16 protein-coding genes and 1 pseudogene are annotated in these 16486 nt (G+C 64.8%); 9 read left to right on the top strand and 8 right to left on the bottom strand.

Annotated features, from left to right (window positions below; genetic code table 11):
* Positions 1-806: pseudogene (locus DAD99_RS19530) on the bottom strand (transketolase); the annotation flags it as partial.
* A gap of 512 nt (positions 807-1318) precedes the next feature.
* On the opposite strand from DAD99_RS19530, the gene DAD99_RS19525 reads away from it, so the two are divergent.
* Complete coding sequence (locus DAD99_RS19525) at positions 1319-2278, top strand: heme o synthase (protein ID WP_193342859.1); 960 nt, start codon at positions 1319-1321, stop codon at positions 2276-2278.
* A gap of 267 nt (positions 2279-2545) precedes the next feature.
* Here the strand turns inward: DAD99_RS19525 and DAD99_RS19520 are convergent, their stop codons facing one another.
* The 3 genes from DAD99_RS19520 to DAD99_RS19510 are packed head-to-tail and all read right to left on the bottom strand — an operon-like array spanning position 2546 to position 5233.
* Entirely contained in the window at positions 2546-3490 is a 945-nt protein-coding gene (locus DAD99_RS19520) for a heme A synthase (protein ID WP_193342858.1), read from the bottom strand.
* Between the two features lie 7 nt (positions 3491-3497).
* Positions 3498-4268: an ABC transporter permease gene (locus DAD99_RS19515; RefSeq protein WP_193342857.1), complete on the bottom strand. Its 771-nt coding sequence runs from the start codon at positions 4266-4268 to the stop codon at positions 3498-3500.
* Entirely contained in the window at positions 4265-5233 is a 969-nt protein-coding gene (locus DAD99_RS19510) for an ABC transporter ATP-binding protein (RefSeq protein ID WP_193342856.1), read from the bottom strand. Before DAD99_RS19510 ends, DAD99_RS19515 begins: the two co-directional genes overlap by 4 nt.
* Before the next feature lie 104 nt (positions 5234-5337).
* Here DAD99_RS19510 and DAD99_RS19505 point away from each other — a divergent pair, with 104 nt between their 5' ends.
* From DAD99_RS19505 to DAD99_RS19480, 6 genes are all read left to right on the top strand, one after another.
* Complete coding sequence (locus DAD99_RS19505; RefSeq protein ID WP_309233421.1) at positions 5338-6180, top strand: MarR family transcriptional regulator; 843 nt, start codon at positions 5338-5340, stop codon at positions 6178-6180.
* Entirely contained in the window at positions 6180-7643 is a 1464-nt protein-coding gene (sufB, locus tag DAD99_RS19500) for a Fe-S cluster assembly protein SufB (RefSeq protein WP_185260505.1), read from the top strand. Before DAD99_RS19505 ends, sufB begins: the two co-directional genes overlap by 1 nt.
* A 2-nt stretch (positions 7644-7645) precedes the next feature.
* Positions 7646-8932, top strand: coding sequence for a Fe-S cluster assembly protein SufD (gene sufD, locus DAD99_RS19495; protein WP_185260506.1), 1287 nt, complete (start codon positions 7646-7648; stop codon positions 8930-8932).
* Between the two features lie 16 nt (positions 8933-8948).
* On the top strand, positions 8949-9308 hold the full coding sequence (locus tag DAD99_RS19490; RefSeq protein ID WP_056339825.1) for a non-heme iron oxygenase ferredoxin subunit: 360 nt from the start codon (positions 8949-8951) through the stop codon (positions 9306-9308).
* A gap of 100 nt (positions 9309-9408) precedes the next feature.
* Positions 9409-10194 carry a Fe-S cluster assembly ATPase SufC gene (sufC, locus tag DAD99_RS19485; RefSeq protein WP_185260508.1) on the top strand — a complete coding sequence of 262 codons (786 nt, stop codon included), beginning with the start codon at positions 9409-9411 and terminating at the stop codon, positions 10192-10194.
* A 12-nt stretch (positions 10195-10206) separates the two neighbouring features.
* The gene (locus tag DAD99_RS19480) at positions 10207-10539 is read left to right on the top strand and encodes a metal-sulfur cluster assembly factor (protein ID WP_185260509.1); all 333 of its coding nucleotides are present in this window, start codon (positions 10207-10209) and stop codon (positions 10537-10539) included.
* A gap of 131 nt (positions 10540-10670) precedes the next feature.
* Here DAD99_RS19480 and DAD99_RS19475 read toward each other — a convergent pair whose 3' ends face one another.
* Complete coding sequence (locus tag DAD99_RS19475) at positions 10671-11552, bottom strand: neutral zinc metallopeptidase (protein WP_193342854.1); 882 nt, start codon at positions 11550-11552, stop codon at positions 10671-10673.
* Positions 11553-11613: 61 nt separating this feature from the next.
* Between DAD99_RS19475 and DAD99_RS19470 the strand changes: the two genes are divergently transcribed.
* Positions 11614-13020, top strand: a complete 1407-nt coding sequence (locus DAD99_RS19470; RefSeq protein ID WP_193342853.1) for a class I adenylate-forming enzyme family protein — start codon at positions 11614-11616, stop codon at positions 13018-13020.
* Positions 13010-14239, top strand: coding sequence for a thiolase family protein (locus DAD99_RS19465; protein ID WP_227008272.1), 1230 nt, complete (start codon positions 13010-13012; stop codon positions 14237-14239). The genes DAD99_RS19470 and DAD99_RS19465 overlap by 11 nt, the downstream gene beginning before the upstream one ends.
* Before the next feature lie 27 nt (positions 14240-14266).
* Here DAD99_RS19465 and DAD99_RS19460 read toward each other — a convergent pair whose 3' ends face one another.
* The 3 genes from DAD99_RS19460 to DAD99_RS19450 are packed head-to-tail and all read right to left on the bottom strand — an operon-like array spanning position 14267 to position 16240.
* Complete coding sequence (locus DAD99_RS19460; protein WP_193342852.1) at positions 14267-14890, bottom strand: energy-coupling factor transporter transmembrane protein EcfT; 624 nt, start codon at positions 14888-14890, stop codon at positions 14267-14269.
* On the bottom strand, positions 14887-15603 hold the full coding sequence (locus DAD99_RS19455) for an energy-coupling factor ABC transporter ATP-binding protein (RefSeq protein ID WP_193342851.1): 717 nt from the start codon (positions 15601-15603) through the stop codon (positions 14887-14889). The genes DAD99_RS19460 and DAD99_RS19455 overlap by 4 nt, the downstream gene beginning before the upstream one ends.
* Before the next feature lie 7 nt (positions 15604-15610).
* Positions 15611-16240, bottom strand: a complete 630-nt coding sequence (locus tag DAD99_RS19450; RefSeq protein ID WP_193342850.1) for a biotin transporter BioY — start codon at positions 16238-16240, stop codon at positions 15611-15613.
* Between the last annotated feature and the right edge of the window lie 246 nt (positions 16241-16486).

Below are 16486 nucleotides of genomic sequence, written 5' to 3'. Positions count from 1 at the left end.
GGTGCCGGGTAGCCGATGATGGTGCGCAGCGAGATGATGGACGGCTTGGACGTCTCGGCCTTTGCGTCCAGCAGTGCAGAGTACAGCTCCTGGACGTCTTCGACGTACTCGCCCGTCTCGGTCCAGTCCACGCGCTGGGTGTGCCAGCCGTACGCCTCGTAGCGCTTGAGGACATCCTCGGTAAAGGAGATGTCAGTGTCGTCCTCGATGGAGATATGGTTCTCGTCGTAGATCACCACGAGGTTGCCCAGTTCCTGGTGCCCGGCCAGCGAGGAAGCCTCGGACGTGACGCCTTCCTGCAGGTCCCCGTCGGAGGCGATGACCCAGATGGTGTGGTCAAACGGGGACGTGCCCTCGGCGGCGTCGGCGTCGAACAGGCCGCGCATCCGCCGCTGTGAGTAGGCGAAGCCCACCGAGGAGGCCAGGCCCTGGCCCAGCGGGCCCGTGGTGATTTCGACACCGGCGGTGTGCTTGTACTCCGGGTGGCCCGGAGTCAGCGAATCCCAGGTGCGAAGCGCCTCAAGGTCCTTCAGTTCCAGGCCGTAGCCGGACAGGAACAGCTGGATGTAAAGGGTGAGCGACGTGTGGCCGGGTGAGAGGATGAAACGGTCGCGTCCCAGCCAGTCCGGGTTGCGGGGGTCGTGGCGCATGAGCTTCTGGAAGAGAAGGTATGCGGCGGGCGCCAGGCTCATGGCCGTGCCGGGGTGGCCGTTGCCGACCTTCTCCACGGCATCCGCAGCCAGAACGCGGATGGTGTCCACCGCGCGCTGGTCCAAGCTGGTCCATGACAGTTCTTGCTCTTCCAAATGTGGCACGAAAACCGGGCCCCTCTCTGTGCTGATGGTGGGCGGTACACGGGATCCGTTCCGGGGCACGCTACGGTGCCCGCTGCGGTGTGTACCAGCCGTTCACCATCGAAACGTTGATCTATCATTCAGCAGGGCTATGGGAACGCGTTTTCCAACGCTTTTCTGCCGCGTGCTGATCTGGTGACAGCTTAGCTCCATTCCACTCTCCGGTCAGCGCAAATCTCACCTTTTGGACGCAATTTCCCCTTATGTGAATCGTCATTTCGTGAGGTTGAGTTAATCTGCTCGAATCACCCTGCGCGCAATCATCAGGGCCTAATCACGGGGCATCTGTTGCAAATGCGCGCGGTATGATATTTGGAGGCCGACGCCGGTAGCCGAGCCCTTCGAAGGGCGGCGGCAGACTCCGGGCGTTGCCGGGACCTTCTCGTGATGACCATTGGCGGGCTGCCCGGCGAACGGCCGTAAGACACAGCTGCACCGCCAGACAGAACTGCCAACCAGAACGGGTGACTGCCACCGTGAGCACAACAGATACGCCGCTTAATGCTTCCCGCGCCAGAGCGGGAGCCGGGTTCGCCCGTAAGGCCAAGGCGTATTTCGCCCTCACCAAGCCGCGTGTCATTGAGTTGCTGCTGGTCAGCACCCTCCCCACCATGATCTACGCCGAGCGCGGCTTCCCGCCGATCGGGCTGATCCTGGCCACCTTGGTAGGCGGCGCGTTTGCTGCCGGCAGCGCCGGTGCCTTCAACTGCTACCTGGACCGCGACATCGACAAACTGATGCACCGGACCGAGAACCGTCCCCTCGTCACCGGCGAGGTGACGCCCCGCGAGGCACTCGTTTTCTCCTGGCTGCTCGGCGCGGCGGCAATTGGAATTCTCTGGTTCGGGGCCAACCCGCTGGCCGCGTGGCTTGGGTTGGGCGCTATTTTCTTCTATGTGGTCATCTACACCATCATCCTCAAGCGCCGCACCGCACAGAATATTGTGTGGGGTGGGGCAGCTGGCTGCTTCCCGGTGCTGATTGCCTGGGCCGCCGTGACCAACACCGTCGAGTGGCCGGCTGTCATCCTGTTTATGGTCATCTTCCTCTGGACGCCGCCGCACTACTGGCCGCTTTCCATGCGCTACGGCGAGGACTACCGCAACGCCAACGTGCCCATGCTGGGGGCGATCGCCGGCGCCAAGGTGGTTTCCGTCCAGGTAGTCCTCTATGCCTGGGCCATGGTGGCCTGCTCGCTGCTGTTGGTCCCCGCCGGTGGCGCGGGCTGGGTCTATACGGCCACCGCAGTCCTGGCAGGTGCCTGGTTCCTGAACGAGTCGCACTCCCTGTACAACCGGGCGCAGCGCGAGGACATCTCGGACAAGCGGGCCATGAAGGTCTTCCACGGCTCCATCAGCTACCTGACACTGCTGTTCATCGCCCTGGCCGTGGATCCGTTTGTCGGATCAGCGATTATCGGCTAACAGCCCGCACCACCGGACGCTCTCTCACTTAAAGTGGATTTTTTACCGACCCTCTATCAGGTAATGCGGCTTTCTAAGCGACCCTCTCTCACCACCGTGAAGGAGGGTCGCTTCTTTATCTCCAGTTGGTCCGGGAGGATACGAAATACGGCAAGCAGTGGGAGAGGGCCTGCCCACTCCGCGCATTAAGTGAGAGAGGGTCCTTGAACGCGGAATGCCACGATTCCGTTGGTCACCGTGGTATTCCGTTGGGGTAAACAGCGGCGGCTACGAGAGCGGGCTTGAGCGGGCGAGGTCGGCGGTGTTTGTTGCCGCGCTTATCAGCAGTGCCGCGCCAAGCATGTGGGCGCCCACCAGCAACGCGGGGATGCCGTTGTAGTACTGGGTGAAGCCGATGACTGCCTGCAGCAGGGTCACAGCCAGGAGCAGCAGGACGGACGTGCGGAACGGTCCTTGGATCCGGCGGACGATCACCAGCACCACTGCGAACAGTGTTCCGGCCGTGATCACGTACGCCGGAACGGCATGGATGTGGGAAAAGAGGTCCCAGTCAAGGCCGTTGCGGGGCGCGTCGGCGTCACCGGCGTGGGGGCCGGAGCCGGTCACTACTACGCCGAGCATTACGGCAAGAGCGGAGAAAAGCGCGACGGCGGCCGCCACCGGACGCAGGACGCCCGGCAATGTTGGGAGCTGGATGGCCGCGTGGTGGCCCGTCCTTCCGTACGCCCGGTTGACGAGCAGTGTGGCGACCACCACGAGGGCCATGGAAACGAGGAAGTGCAGGCCCACCACCCACGGATTGAGGTTGGTCAGCACGGTGATGCCACCGATCACCGCCTGTGCCGGGATGCTGGCCAGCAGGCCAAGCGCCAGCAGGAAGAGGTCCCGGCGCTCCTTGCGAAGGTTCCACAAGTACACAAGCATGGCCACCGCAACCGCTGCCAGCGCAAACGTCAGGAGCCGGTTGCCGAACTCAATGAAGCCGTGAATCCCCATTTCGGCAGTGTTCACCAAAGAGGTGGCCGTGCAGCGTGGCCACGTGGGGCAGCCGAGGCCGGACGCGGTCAGCCGCACCGCGCCGCCGGTCACCACCAGCAGCGTCTGGCCAACCAGGGACGCCACCGCGAGGCGGCGGACGCTGGCGTCCACGGTACGGGGAAGCCTCGCGATGAGGCGGCCGGCGATCTGGGGGAGGCGTGAAGCCGTGCTCACGGATATCTCAATTCCACTTGAACCAACGGATGGCTGCTGCCCCGGCAAGAACTGTCCAGAGCAGCAGGATAAGCGCGGCGCCGCTGTTCAGCGAGCCGTGCAGGAAAGCTTCGCGCATGGCCTCGCCGAGTGCGCCGGAGGGCAGATAGTGGACCACTTGCTGAGCCAGCGCGGGCAGCCGTTCCGCGGGAATAACTATCCCGCCGAGGGCGCCCAGCAGGATCCATAGCAGGTTGGTGATGGCAAGGGTGGCCTCGGGCCGCACGGTGCCGGCCACCAGGAGTCCCAACGCGGTGAACGCCACGGCGCCCAGGACCAGCAGCGACAGGCCAGGGAGCCAGCCGGAGGCGGGCGGCTGCCAGCCCAGAGGAAGCGCCACCAGCGTCACAACTGCAACTTGGAGGCAGAGAACCGCCAGGACCGCGAGCACCTTACCCGCGATGAGGCCTTCGCGGCCCAGGGGTGTGGTGGATAGGAACCGGAGAACTCCGTACCGCCGATCGAAGCCGGTGGCGATGCCCTGACCGGTAAATGCCGTGGACATCGCGCACAAAGCCAGGATGCCGGGGACTGCCACATTGATGCGGCTGGCTCCGAAGCCGTCAAGGAATGGGGTGACAGTGAGCCCCACCAGCACAAGAAGCGGCAGGACCACGGCGAGGATCAGCTGCTCGCCGTTCCTGAGCATGGTCAGGGATTCATACCTGCCCTGCAGCAGGACGCGGCGCAGCAGCGTGGCCGGCGCTCCCTGGGCGGCGGTGGCTGCGGGAGCCGTCATCGGAGGTCCTTTCCCGAGATGTCGAGGAAGACATCTTCCAGGCTTCGAGCCGCCAGGCTCATTGAACCGGGCATAACATTGTGGGCAGCCCACCAGGCGGTCAGCGACGCGAGATCGTGGGGTGTCAGTGCACCCATGGCAACGTAGCTTCCGGCCCGCGTTTCAGAGACGGCGATGGCTTCGGGCAGCACGCCGGTGAAATCCAGCCCGGGGGGCGCCTCGAACACCAGGGTGCGGACATGGTCCGTGCCGGCCTCCACAGCCGGATCCCGCTGCAGCAGCTGGGGAACTGTTCCTTCGGCGACGTTCCTGCCGGCGTCAATGATGTACACGTAGTCGGCCAACCGTTGGGCGTCGTCCATCAGGTGCGTTGTGAGGATGATGCCCATCCCGGTTGCCCGCAGTTCCGAGATCAGCTCGAACACCAGCTGCCGGGACTGGGGATCCAGGCCGGCGCTGGGCTCGTCCAGGAATAGGACTTCCGGATTTCCGATCAGGGCTGCGGCGAGTGCCAGCCGTTGTTTCTGCCCACCGGAGAGCCGGCGGACGGTGGTCCTGGCGAAGGTGTCAATACCAAGCCGTTCCACCAGTTCGTCAACGGAGCGGGGCCTCGCGTACATTCCGGCGATGTGCCGCAGGAGCGGGATGGGACGGGCCGACGGCGGGAGGCCGCCGTCCTGAAGCATCACGCCTACGCGGGACCGCAGGTCAGCGCCCGCTCGGCCCGGATCCTGGCCGAGCAGCGAGATGCTGCCGCCGCTGCGCTTCTGCAGGCCTTGGGCGCATTCGATGGTGGTGGTTTTTCCAGCTCCATTGGCGCCCAGGAGGGCCGTGACCTGGCCGCGTTCGGCCATAAAAGATACGCCGTTGACTACCCGGAGCATTTTTCCGTCCAGACTGGCCAGCGGACCAACATCCTTAATTAACCCGCTGATGGACAGAACCGGGGATTCGGGGGATCGCACCCCAGCATTCTACGCGATGTAGTACTGGCGGGGCCGCAGGGCCCCAGCCGCAGGTCAGCCTGACCTTACTAGTACGGGGGAGTAAATTACGACATGATTGTGTTGTGTATTCCATGACCAATGCTGCTGCTGTGCCGTTTGCCGGGCACAGAGCGCCGCGTACCGCCGCTGACCGCGGCCACGTGGCCGCTGTGCCGGTAGCTGACTCCGACGAGCGTACCCGGGACCGGGTTCTTGGTGCCGTGCTTGAGCATGGCCCCATCAGCGCGGCGGAACTTGGTGACATGCTCGGTTTCACGCCAGCCGCTGTCCGTAGGCATCTTGATCATCTGGCCCGCAGCGGGGTTATTGAGGTCAAGCGTGCTGCCAAGGCCGGTGCAGGCGCGGGGCGACCCGCCCGCCGCTATGTCCTGAGCTCGCAGGGCCAGTCCACGCTTGGCAACGATTACCTCGACATCGCCGCCCTCGCGCTCAAGCAGCTCCAGGCAGTGGCGGGCGAACAGGCAGTCCGCGCGTTCGCCGTCGAACGTTTTGCCGACATGGAACGCCGTTACGCACCCGAGATCGAACTGGCCGGACCGGACATTACCGCCAGGGCCCAAGCATTGTCCACGGCGCTGAGCCGGGATGGTTTCGTGGCGTCGGCCGCCTCGATCGAAGCCAGGGCCCCGCTGCCGGCAGCACTGTCCAGCGTCCAGCTGTGCCAGGGGCATTGCCCCATCCAGCAGCTCGCCGCCCAGTTCCCCGTCTTCTGCGATGTGGAGACCGAAGTGTTCTCCCGTCTCGTCGGCGTTGACGTGCGCCGCCTGTCCACGCTGGCGCGCGGCGGACACGTCTGCACTACCCACATACCCACAGGCCGGCTGGCTGCCGGGGGACCACAGGTCCCGCAGGCAGCCCCCGCCAGCCTGGATGAAGTAACCAACCATCAGCAAGAAAGGCCGTGATGACGGACCAACTATCAGAGAAAGCGGTAGCCGAAGACACTGTGATCTCGGAGATTCTGGAAAAGAATCCCGAGCTCCACGGCATCGGCACGTACGAGTACGGCTGGTCTGACAAGAACGATGTCGGTGCCAACGCCCGCCGCGGTATCAATGAAGACGTCGTCCGCGACATCTCGGCCAAGAAGAGCGAGCCGAAATGGATGCTCGATCTTCGCCTCAAGGGCCTGAAGTACTTCGACCGCAAGCCCATGCCCACCTGGGGGGCAGACCTCTCGGGCATCGACTTCGACAACATCAAGTACTTTGTGCGTTCCACCGAGAAGCAGGCCACCAGCTGGGAGGACCTGCCCGAGGACATTAAGAACACGTACGACAAGCTCGGCATCCCCGAGGCCGAAAAGCAACGCCTGGTTTCCGGCGTCGCTGCCCAGTACGAGTCCGAGGTTGTCTACCACCAACTGCGTGAAGACCTCGAAAAGCAGGGCGTCATCTTCCTGGACACCGACACCGCGCTGCGCGAACACCCGGAGATCTTCCAGGAGTACTTCGGCACCATCATTCCCGTGGGCGACAACAAGTTCGCGTCGCTGAACACGGCCGTCTGGTCCGGCGGCTCCTTTGTGTACGTCCCCAAGGGCGTCCACGTGGACATTCCGTTGCAGGCATACTTCCGCATCAACACGGAAAACATGGGCCAGTTCGAGCGCACCCTGATCATTGCCGACGAGGACTCCTACGTCCACTACATCGAAGGCTGCACCGCGCCGATCTACACCTCGGACTCGCTGCACTCCGCCGTGGTGGAAATCATCGTGAAGAAGGGCGCCCGCGTCCGTTACACCACCATCCAGAACTGGTCCACCAACGTGTACAACCTGGTGACCAAGCGTGCCATCTGCGAAGAGGGCGCCACCATGGAATGGGTTGACGGCAACATCGGCTCCAAGGTCACCATGAAATACCCGGCCGTTTACCTCGTAGGCGAGCACGCCAAGGGCGAGACCCTGTCCATCGCCTTCGCCGGCGCCGGACAGCACCAGGACACCGGCTCGAAGATGGTGCACATTGCGCCGAACACCAAGAGCTCCATCATTTCCAAGTCCGTGGCCCGCGGCGGCGGGCGTGCTGCCTACCGTGGCCTGGTCCAGGTCCGTGAAGGTGCCAAGCACTCGGCGAACACCGTCCGTTGCGACGCGCTGCTGGTGGATACCATCAGCCGTTCGGACACCTACCCGTACATCGACATCCGCGAGGATGACGTGGTGATGGGCCATGAAGCAACTGTTTCCCGGGTCAGCGAAGAGCAGCTCTTCTACCTGATGTCCCGCGGCATGCGCGAAGACGAGGCCATGGCGATGATCGTCCGTGGCTTCATCGAGCCCATCGCCCGCGAACTCCCGATGGAGTACGCACTTGAGCTGAACCGCCTGATTGAACTGCAGATGGAAGGGTCCGTCGGATAACGATGACTGAAATCACTACTGAAAAGGCGCGCATCGGCGCGCCCTCGGCCCAGCCGTTTATCAACGGTTTCACGGAAGAGGGCGAAAGCCTGTCTCCGATCAACTCGAACGCTTCCAAGGCCCCGCTGGCCGGGGAAGCCGTCAAGCGCCACTCGCACGGCGGCGGCGTCGGCATTCCGGACAGCTCACGCGCTGGCCGTCTGACCTCGTACAACCTGGCGGACTTCAAGCCGCTCACCGGGCTTGAGGAAGACTGGCGCTTCACCCCGCTCAAGCGCCTGCGCGGCCTGCACAGTGAGGTCCTGGCGGGAGCGGCTCCGACCGTAACGGTCAGCGGCCCGGAGCAGATCACGGTTGAGACGGTGGCACGTGGCGACAAGCGCATCGGTTCCGCCGGCATCCCGGAGGACCGCGTGTCCGCGAACGCCTGGGAAAACTTCAGCGAAGCCACCGTCCTGACCATCCCGGCCGAGTTTGAAGCCGACACCGAGGTCACCGTCGCGATCGAGGGTACCTCGACGGCGGCAGCCGCCCAGCACCTGGTGATAGTAGCGGGGAAGTTCTCCAAGGCCATTGTGGTCCTGAACCACCAGGGTTCGGCCGTTGTGTCCGAAAACATCGAAATCGTTGTTGAAGACGGCGCCAACCTCACTGTTGTCTCGCTCCAGGAATGGAACGACGACGCCGTTCACGCCTCCTCCCAGCAGGCAAAGATCGGCCGCGACGCCAAGTTCAAGCACGTCGTGGTCAGCCTTGGCGGGGACCTGGTCCGCGTCACGCCCTCGGCCCGTTTCACCGCCCCCGGCGGCGAAGCGGAAATGTTCGGCCTGTACTTTGCCGACGCCGGCCAGCACCTGGAGCAGCGGCTCTTTGTTGACCACGCGGTGGCGAACTGCACCTCCAATGTGCTCTACAAGGGCGCGTTGCAGGGCCGCAACGCCCACGCTGTGTGGGTAGGTGACGTCCTGATCCGCAAGGAAGCCGAAGGCACGGACAGCTACGAGGCCAACCGCAACTTGCTGCTCACAGACGGCGCCCGCGCCGACTCCGTGCCGAACCTCGAGATCGAAACCGGCCTGATCAAGGGAGCCGGCCACGCCAGCGCCACCGGCCGGCTGGACGACGAGCACCTGTTCTACCTCATGGCCCGCGGCATCCCCGAAGATGTTGCCCGCCGCCTGGTGGTGCGTGGCTTCCTGCACGAGATCATCCAGCAGATCAAGGTACCGGCCCTAGAAGAGCGGCTTACCGAGGCTGTTGAGCGCGAACTCGCCGTGACGAACAACTAGACGGCGCGGAAAACAGATGACTGACCAGCCAAAGGGCGAATTTGTCTGCAAGACGGATGAAATCCAGCTCAAGCAGGCTCTTCGGATCCTGATCGATGACTACCCCGTAGCCATCGTGAAGGACTCCATGGGAGACATCCACGCCATCGGGGACACCTGCTCGCACGCGGACATCTCACTGTCCGAGGGCGAAGTGGAAGGGTGCATGATCGAATGCTGGGGCCACGGCTCCCAGTTCGACCTGCGCAGCGGTGAGCCGCTCCAACTGCCCGCCTACGATCCCGTCCCGGTGTTCGCCGTCGAGATCGTCGGCGACGAGGTCTACGTGGACTTTACGAACGTGCTCAACGGAGCGGAAGCCCCGAACTTCAGCTAGCAGCATCAGCCGCCCGCGGCAACACCAAGCAACAGAACCAAACTTCCAGATACAGACCGCACCACCGCCGGAGGGCGCGGTGCAGAGGAGAACAAGACCTATGTCTACTCTTGAGATCAAGGACCTGCACGTCAGCATTGACACGGAGCAGGGCACCAAGGAGATCCTGAAGGGCGTCAGCCTGACCATCAAGACCGGTCAGACCCACGCCATCATGGGCCCCAACGGTTCAGGCAAGTCCACCCTGGCCTCCACCATCGCCGGGCACCCGCGCTACAAGGTCACCAACGGAACCATCACGCTCGACGGCGAAGACGTCCTCGCCATGAGCGTTGACCAGCGTGCCCGCGCCGGCATCTTCCTGGCCATGCAGTACCCCGTGGAGGTCCCCGGTGTGAGCATGACCAACTTCCTGCGCACCGCTAAGACCGCCATCGACGGAGAAGCACCCAAGCTGCGCACCTGGACCAAGGACGTCAAGGCGGCCATGGCGCAGCTGCGCATCGACGCTGACTTCGCCGAGCGCAACGTCAACGAGGGCTTCTCCGGCGGCGAGAAGAAGCGCGTGGAGATCCTCCAGCTGGAACTCTTCAAGCCTAAGTTCGCCATCCTGGACGAGACTGACTCGGGCCTGGACGTTGACGCCCTGAAGGTTGTGTCCGAAGGCGTCAACCGTGCGCACGAGGCGGGCAACATGGGCACGCTGCTCATCACGCACTACACCCGCATCCTGCGTTACATCAAGCCTGACTTTGTCCACGTATTCGTGGACGGCCAGGTTGTCGAAGAGGGCGGCCCGGAGCTGGCAGACCGCCTGGAAGACGAAGGCTACGACCGTTACGCCACGGGCGCCGGCGCAGCCACCATCGCTGCTGCTCAGGCCTAGATAGGACTTGCCATGACCGAAATCAATGTGGCCCGCACGGGCCTCGAGGATGTCGAAGAGGCACTCAAGGACGTCATCGACCCTGAACTCGGTGTGAACATCGTGGACCTCGGGCTGCTGTACGGCCTGAAGTACTCCGACGAGGACGGCGCGCTGCTGATCGACATGACGCTCACCACGGCAGCTTGCCCGCTCACCGATGTCATCGAGGAGCAGGTAGGCAAGTCCCTGGACGGCGTGGTCGACGACTGGCGCCTGAACTGGGTGTGGATGCCGCCGTGGGGTCCGGAGCGGATCACCGATGACGGCAAGGACCAGATGCGGGCCCTCGGCTTCAACATCTGATCCGTCCCCACCGCCTCCCTTGTCTCGCTTCGCTCGGCCAGGGAACCCTCGGCGGCGGAGGTCCCTGAAAAGTACGACGACGGCCGGTCACCTTCCTTTCGAAGGTGTCCGGCCGTCGTCGTTCCTCTTCGTTAGAGCGTTGGCGCCGAGAACGTGTTGCACTGGTTGATGTCGCCGGTGGTGTAGCCCGTGTAGAACCATTTTTGACGCTGTTCGCTGGAGCCGTGCGTCCAAGCCTCGGGCGAGACCCGACCGGTGGCGGCTTCCTGGATCCGGTCATCGCCCACTGCCGAAGCAGCGGACAAGGCGTCGTTCAAATCCTGCTGGGTGATCGGTTCAAGGAACGGCTGCCCGTCGGGTCCAGGCTGGGTTGAGGCGTGCTTCACCCAGAGCCCGGCATAGCAGTCGGCCTGAAGCTCCGTTCTGACAGCACCGGACGCCGGCCCCTGCGGATCCTGCTGCGCACGGTCGAGGTACCCCAGCACGTTCTGGATATGGTGGCCGAATTCGTGAGCCACCACGTACTCCTGCGCCAAAGGACCTCCCGAGGATCCGAAGCGGCTCACCAACTCCTTGAAGAACCCGGGATCGAAGTACGCAGTTGTGTCGGCCGGGCAGTAGAACGGACCCACCGCGCTGGAAGCGGTCCCGCAACCGGTGCTGACACCAGCATCGAAGATCACTGTCTTAGGCTGGGGATACTGGACGTTGTAGTCCCGGAGATAGGCCGGCCAGAACGCGTTCAGGCTGTTGACCGTGCCGGTGATCCGGCAGTCCAGCCGGGCGTCAGCGTCGGCCCCCGTGGCGCAGGCCGGTGCCGTCCCTTGATTTTGGTCAGCCGTGCCAGTGCCGCCCGTCAGGCCTTCCAGCATGGCTGGATTGACGCCAAGGAGGACTGCAATGAGCAGGATGATCCCGCCCCCGATCCCGCCCCCGACTTTGGCACCGCGGCCCATGCCGCGCCGGTCCTGGACCTGGGAGGGGTCCAGCTGCACGTTGTCATTGAAGCTCATGAAGTCACAATAGCCTTTACCGGCAGCACCGAAGCCGAGTCGGCCCGGTAAAGTTGGTTCGATGCCTTTTCTCGACAAAATCCAGCGCTGGGCCGAAGAACGCCCCCATGACACCGCCGTTGTAGTGGCCGGCCAGCGCCTGCGCTGGGCTGAGCTGCGGGACGCCGCCGCAGCCGCTCTTCCAGGCTCGGCAGCCGTCACAGTCCTGGCGGAGGCGAACTCCGTGGACTTCGCTGTGAAGTTCACCGCAGCCGTTGCCGGCGAGCGCCAATGCGCAGTCCTGGATCCGGCCTGGCCGGCGTCCCTGCGCCTGGAAATCGTTCAACGGCTGGCGGAATCAGCCGAGCCGGGCGCAGTTTCCGCAGCGGATGCGTTGGCCGACGGGCCGCCGGACTCGACCTTCCTGATCGGACTCACCTCCGGCACCACCTCCGTGCCCAAGGCGTTCACCCGGTCGAGGCAGTCCTGGCGGCAGTCCTTCGACGCATCCATTGAGTTCTTCGGCCTCGCCCAGACCGACGTCACGCTCGCGCCCGGACCCCTGGCTGCCAGCCTTAACCTCTACGCCCTCGCCGAGTGCCTCTACGCGGGTTCGGAATTCCAGACGATGGACGGTTTCGACGTCGGTGATGTCCACTCCGCCATCACGCACGACGGCGTGACCCGGCTGATCCTCGTGCCCACGATGCTGCGGCTGCTGAGTGAGCGCGGTTTGACCGGCTGCGTCGATGCCGCCGGCATCCGGACCATCATTTGTGCTGGCTCGAAGCTGGACGCCCGCACCCTTGAAGCGGCACGGCGCTGGGCGCCGAACGCCACCATCTATGAGTACTACGGCGCCTCGGAACTGAGCTTTGTCTCCGGTGTGGGGCTGGCGGCCGGTACGCAGCTGGACGCCGGGGGAACAGGTATAGGGCTCCCGTTCCCGGGCGTGGACGTCAGGATCCTGGACGATGACGGTTCCGAACTTCAGGACGGCGCAGCTGGCAATATCTGTGTGCGAAGCGGCATGGTCAGCAACGGCTACCTGTGGGGTGACGACGGCCGGGCGCTGCGCTCCTTCGACGGCTGGTTCACGGTGGGGGACCAGGGCTACCTCGCTGGCGGCGAGCTGCACATCCTGGGCCGGCGTGCCGACATGATCCTGACATCCGGAAAGAACGTGTATCCGCACGAAGTGGAACTTGCCCTGGCGGCCGTGCCGGGCGTGGCTGCTGCGGTAGCCGCCGGAATACCCGATGACCTCCGCGGTCAACGGGTGATTGCAGGCGTCATTCCGTCCCACGGAGGAATCACGGCCTTGCAGCTCAAGGCAGGACTCGAAAACATCCTGCCGCGGGACAAACGGCCACACCAGTACTTCGCACTGTCCGAACTTCCCACCACCGACCGAGGCAAGATCAGTCGAAATATGCTGCTGGAATGGATCGGCTCCCACGACCCGAGGGCGCGGCATCTTGACCGCTGACCTGCAGCCCCATGGCTTGCCGCCTGGTGACTTTGTGCCCGCGGACCGGCAGCCCGTGATCATCGCGGCGCGGCGTACAGCGATCCGCCGCGCCAACGGTGCGCTGAAGGAATTGCGTGCCCACCAGCTTCTGGCGCCGGTCCTGGTCAACCTCCTGGCCGATGCCCAGGTGCCGGCCGAAACCGTCACGGATGTGATGATCGGCAACGCCGTGGGCGGCGGCGGCAACGTGGCCCGGCTGGCCCTTCTTCAGGCAGGGCTCCCTGTCAGCGTGCCAGGACTGACCGTCGACCGCCAGTGCGGGTCAGGCCTCGATGCGATCGTCCTGGCCGCCCGGCTGGTTGCCGCCGGCGGCAACCCCGTGTATCTCGCCGGGGGAGTGGAAAGCATCAGCACGGCTCCGCTGCGGGCCCACCGTAATGACGGCGGGGAGCCTGACTTTTTTGCCCGGGCCCAGTTCGTGCCGCACAGCTTCGGAGACCCGGATATGGGGGTCGCTGCCGAGAACGTAGCGGCCCGGTTCGCGGTCAGCCGGGAGCGGCAGGATGCCTCGGCGCTGCGCAGCCATCAGCGGGCGCTGGTGGCCGCTGGAGCAGGATATTTCGCCGCCGAAATCACCACGCTGGAAACGCAGGCCGGACCCATCTGTGCCGACGACGGCCCCCGGGCCGGACTGACTGCTGCCGTGCTGAAGCGCTTTCCGCCCGCTTTTGTGTCAGGGGGGACTGTCACCGCCGGGAACTCATGCTTCGACGCGGACGCCGCGTCCGCCGTCGTGGTTACTTCATTGCAGCGGGCCCGGGAACTCGGTGCCGTTGACGGGCTCCTGGTGCTGGGCTCGGACACTGCCGGCGTGGACCCCGACGTGCTGGGGATCGGCGCAGCGGTTGCCGCGGAGCGGCTCCTGAAGGCGAGGGGACTGTCCGCGGACGGTGTTGACCTGGTGGAGTTCAACGAAGCCTTCGCGTCCCAGACCCTGGCGTGCCTGGACCAGTTGGGCATCGATCCGGAGCGGGCCAACCTTGACGGCGGGGCGCTGGCATTGGGCCACGCCTATGGTGCGTCCGGGGCGGTACTGGTGGCCCGGCTTCTCGCCCAGGCCCGGCGCACCGGAAACCATGGCTCCCTGGCCCTGGCTCTGATCAGTATTGCCGGCGGCATGGGAACGGCGGCGCTGCTGCGCTACGAGTTGCTGGCCGGCGGGCGACAGGACCCCTGAGCCGAACAAAGCACGTCCAACGGCCCCTCAGTCTTCCGCGTCGCCCAGACCGCGTGCAGCCAGTGCTTCGCCGGTCTGGCGGGCGAAGGCCACGGTGGTTATGAAAACGGGCAGCACGAGGGCGCGCGGGTTGCGCTCAAGCCCTCGGGCCCGGGCGGAATCCCTGACGTCTGCGAAGGCGCCGGCGATATACGGGATGCTGCGGAGCATGATGGCGATGGTCAGCGCAAAACGCTCGGGGTCGGCGCCGAAGCGGCGGAACGGTGTGGCCAGCGATACAACGCCGTCCAGGATCCGCTGCATAGGGGTCGTGGCTGTCAGCAGGGACGCCGCCACCACGCAGACCAGGATGTTAAGGACAATCCGGGCGGCCGTGGGGCCACCCAGCTGCCACCACTGGAACAGGCCGATGACCACCAGCACAAGGCCAACCGGACGGACAGCACCGACCAACCGGCGGGCTCCGGCACCCGTCAGGAGAAACAGGACGCCGAGCGCCGCCAGCACCGCGGCAGATACCAACCAGTCGACCACCAGGAAAGACAACAGGCCGCAGCCCACCACCAGCAGAAATTTCAGTGCAAGCGGCGTCCGGTGGATGATCGAATTCCCCGGGACGTAGTTGGCCAGCAGAAAGCCGTGCCCTCTCATGGCGCGGCCAGGCCGTTGGTGACCAGGGCCCGGTACGCGTCTAGGGCCGCGGCAGGGCCGCCGTCGAACATCACGCGTCCCGCCTCAACCACCAGCACGCGGTCCATCTCCAGGGCGAGGTCGAGGTCGTGTGTGGACATCACAATCTGCTGGTCGAGGCCGGAAAGTGTGCGACGCAGGAGTTCGCGATTCCGGAGGTCCAGGAGGGTGGATGGTTCATCCAGCACCAGGACAGTGGGACTCACGGCCAATACAGCGGCCAGGGCCATCAGCTGGCGTTCACCGCCAGATAATTCATAGATGCTCTGGTCCGCGAGCGGCAGCAGGCCGAGGCGCTCAAGGGCCGCTTCGGCCAGCCTGCGCCGCTCCGCACCATGGCGGACCGGGCGGCGCAGCGAAAGTTCCACGTCCTCGCGCCCCGTGGGCATCACCAGCTGCGACAAGGGATCCGTAAAGACGAACCCCACCTGCCGGCGTACGGCCCGCACGGCCCGGACAGTATCGGCGCCGTCCACGGACACGCTGCCGGAACTTGGCTGCACCAGGCCGTTAATCAGCCGCAGCAGTGTGGACTTGCCGGACCCGTTGGCCCCGATCACACCGATGCGCTGTTCCGTCAGTTCAAGCGTGACGTCCTGGAGCAGGGACTTCGGTTCCGGGCGGTTGTCTACAGCAACGGCAACTGAGGCCTGCCGGAAAGAAATGGTTGCCATGTCGGGACTAGTTGTTGATCCGCTTCACCCGGCGGACCAGGACGTCGGGAAATGCCCGGTGCAGTGACACTGCGATCACCGCGGCGAGGATGTTCTTAATCACGTCGCCGGGGTAGAAGACCAGGTCTGCGAGGAAGGCGTCACCCAGTGAAGCTTTGGTGTTCAGGGCGATCCCGGCGACTCCGAGCATGTGCACGATCGCGATGCTGGTGACCATCGCCGACGCGAAGAACCACAGCGCCCGGGCACGTGTCGTCCGCCGGATCACCACGGTGGCCAGCCAGCCGACAACGGCTGCAGCGATGGGGAAAGCAATGATGTAACCGGCCGAGGGGCCGGCCAGAATGGCCAGTCCGCTGCGGCCCTGGCTGAAGATCGGGAGGCCGGCCAGGCCCAGGAGTGTGTACAGGCCGACGGCGGCGAAGCCTCGGCCGGGGCCCAACATCAGTCCGGTGAGCATCACCGCAAGGGTCTGGAAAGTGATGGGGATGCCGAACACGTTCGCCGCGATGCCAGGCACCATAGCGGAGCCGGCAACGAGCGCTGCGAAGACGGCGATCAGGCCCAGGTCGGTGGCATTCCACCGGCTCCGGAGGCGGGAAGCGGTGCCGGTGGCGGCGGTGTCTGTCTGGCTCATGGGGTTGTTCCTGTCGTGGTTGTACAAGCGAAGCATGGGGGTCATCCTGACGTTACCGGCCGCCGTCGGGCGCCATTTTGTAGGGGACCTACTAAACGGGATGCCCGGGGTTGACGGCCGGGCACAACCGTTGAGCCAACGCACGACGGCGGTGCAGCGGTTATGGGGCCAAGCTGAGGCCGGTAGACTTGGAAAGGCCGTTCTGTCGGCCATTCTGCCCGGCTGCTTCCAGACGTCATCCGATGA

It is taken from the genome of Pseudarthrobacter sp. AB1 (genome assembly GCF_014926485.1).
In the GTDB taxonomy this organism is placed as follows: Bacteria; Actinomycetota; Actinomycetes; order Actinomycetales; family Micrococcaceae; genus Arthrobacter.
Note: the sequence above shows the minus strand (reverse complement) of the source record. Positions and strands in the feature narration are given on the sequence as shown.